We start from the raw sequence: 2,206 nt of genomic DNA, 5'->3' as shown, positions 1-2,206 counted from the left end.
CTGGATCGGGAATGTCATGAGAGCCTCCTTCAGGATGAGCAGCTGATTTCGATGTGGGCCGCCCAGTCGGGCGGAAAGTCGGCCAGATCGTCGTGGCCGGGCAGGGCGGTGAAGGGCCGGGCCAGCGCTGCCTGCAGGCGGTGCAGGGGGGCGAAGTCGCCCTCACGGGCATGGCGGATGGCGAGCTCGCCCAGGTGGTTGCGCAGCACCACCTGCGGGTTGGTGGCGAGCATGCTGGCCTGGGTGGCGGCGGCATCAAAGCCGGGCTCGCTTCGCAGGCGCTCGCGCCAGGCCAGTGCCCAGGTGTCGAAGGCCTCACGCTGCACGAACAGGTCGCGCACCGGCTCGATGGCGGCTTGTACCCGGCGCGGGTCTTGCGCCGGGTCGGCGTAGGCCGCCACGGCCAGCGACAGGCGCCGCCAGAAGATGGTGAAGTCCACCGCGCCCTGTGCCAGCAACTGCATGAGCGATTCGGTCAGCGCTTCGTCGCCTGCTTGCACCGCGCCCAGGCCAAGCTTGGCGTTCATGCGCCGCTGCAGCGCGGCCGGAAACTGCTGGCGGTAGGGCTGCAATGCGTCCAGCGCCTGCTGCTGGTCGTTCATCAGCGGCAGCAGGGCCTGGCCCAGGCAGTACAGGTTCCAGTGCGCGATCTGCGGCTGGCGCTGGTAGGCGTAACGGCCGCCGCGGTCGGTGTGGTTGCAGATGTGGGCTGGGTTGAAGCCGTCCATGAACTGGAACGGGCCGTAGTCCAGCGTCAGGCCCAGGATGCTCATGTTGTCGGTGTTCATGACCCCGTGGCAGAAACCCACGGCCTGCCATCGCGCCATGAGTTCGGCGGTTCGACCGCTCACCGTCTCCAGCAGCTGCGCATACGGGTTGCCCGTGGCATCGCGGCAGGCGGGGTAGAAGGTGTCGATGACGAAGTCGGCCAGCTGGCGCAGCTGCTCGTGTTGACCGTTGTGGGAGAAGTGCTCGAAATGCCCGAAGCGGATGAAGCTGGGCGCCACGCGCGCCACGACGGCCGCGGTCTCGATTTCTTCGCGGCGCACCGGCGCGTCGGATCCCGTCACACACAGCGCCCGCGTGGTCGGGATGCCCAGCGCGTGCATGGCTTCGCTGCACAGGTATTCGCGGATCGAACTGCGCAGCACCGCACGACCGTCGCCCATGCGCGAAAACGGTGTCAGGCCGGCACCTTTGAGCTGCACCTCCTGCGGGCCGCTGGCGGAGACGATTTCCCCCAACAGGATGGCGCGGCCATCGCCCAGCTGGCCGGCCCAGTGGCCGAACTGGTGCCCGCTGTAGACGCTGGACAGCGGCCGGGTGCCGGGCAGCAGCGCGTTGCCGGTGAAGGCGGCCACGCCATCGGGGCTGGTCAGCCAGTCGCTGTCCAGGCCCAGTTCGGCCGCCAGCGCGGGGTTGTGCGCCACCGGGTAGGGGTCGGGCAAAGGGGTGGGGCGCAAGGGCACATGGAACGCGTCGCCCAGTTCGGCAAAGCGGTGGGACCATCGGTCCGCGTCGGGGGGTGAACTCATGCCGGCATTGTCCCCGTGATGACTTGCACCCACCGGCAGGCGGGCTTTGTGGCGCTCATCCGGGGCAACCCCCTCCAGGGTATCGCCCGCTTTGAGGCATGATGCTGGGTGGATTAAAGAACGACCGTTCTTTTTTGAAAACCATCAACAGGAGAACCCCGTCATGCTGGGCCAGATGCAAAGCCAACCGTTGCTGATTTCGTCCCTGATCACCCACGCCGAGCGCCACCACGGCGGCACCGAGATCGTCTCGCGCCGGGTCGAAGGCGACATCCACCGCACCACGTACAAGGAAATCGCGTCGCGCTCGCGGCGCCTGGCCAAGGCCCTGGCCGCGCTGGGCGTGCAGCACAGCGACCGCATTGCGACGCTGGCCTGGAACGGCTACCGCCACATGGAGCTGTACTACGCGGTGTCGGGCTCGGGCGCGGTGCTGCACACGCTGAACCCGCGCCTGCACCCCGACCAGGTGGTGTGGATCGCCGACCATGCCGAAGACCAGGTGCTGTTCTTCGACCTGACCTTCCTGCCGCTGGTCGAGGCGATCTGCGACCGCGTGAAGACGATCAAGGCCTTCGTCGCGATGACCGACCGCGCGCACATGCCCAAGGAGAGCAAGGTCGCCGGCCTGCTGTGCTACGAAGAGCTGATCGAAGCGGCGTCCGACCTGT

2 protein-coding genes are annotated in these 2,206 nt (G+C 67.8%); one reads left to right on the top strand and one right to left on the bottom strand.

What is annotated here, in order from left to right:
• Positions 1-29: 29 nt before the first annotated feature.
• Positions 30-1,535 (bottom strand): protein adenylyltransferase SelO, encoded by a 1,506-nt coding sequence (locus ACR2JA_RS11970; RefSeq protein ID WP_434009306.1) that lies wholly within the window; start codon positions 1,533-1,535, stop codon positions 30-32.
• A gap of 163 nt (positions 1,536-1,698) precedes the next feature.
• Between ACR2JA_RS11970 and ACR2JA_RS11965 the strand changes: the two genes are divergently transcribed.
• On the top strand, positions 1,699-2,206 hold a 508-nt coding region (locus ACR2JA_RS11965), incomplete at its 3' end, for an AMP-binding protein (RefSeq protein ID WP_434009305.1).

It is taken from the genome of Hydrogenophaga sp. (assembly GCF_051007235.1).
GTDB lineage: Bacteria > Pseudomonadota > Gammaproteobacteria > Burkholderiales > Burkholderiaceae_C > Hydrogenophaga.
This window is presented reverse-complemented; position numbering and strand designations above follow the sequence as displayed.

Coding starts and splice junctions, on each gene's coding strand:
- ACR2JA_RS11970 (WP_434009306.1), bottom strand. CDS start 1,535: ATGAGTTCACCCCCCGACGCGGACCGATGGTCCCACCGCTTTGCCGAA.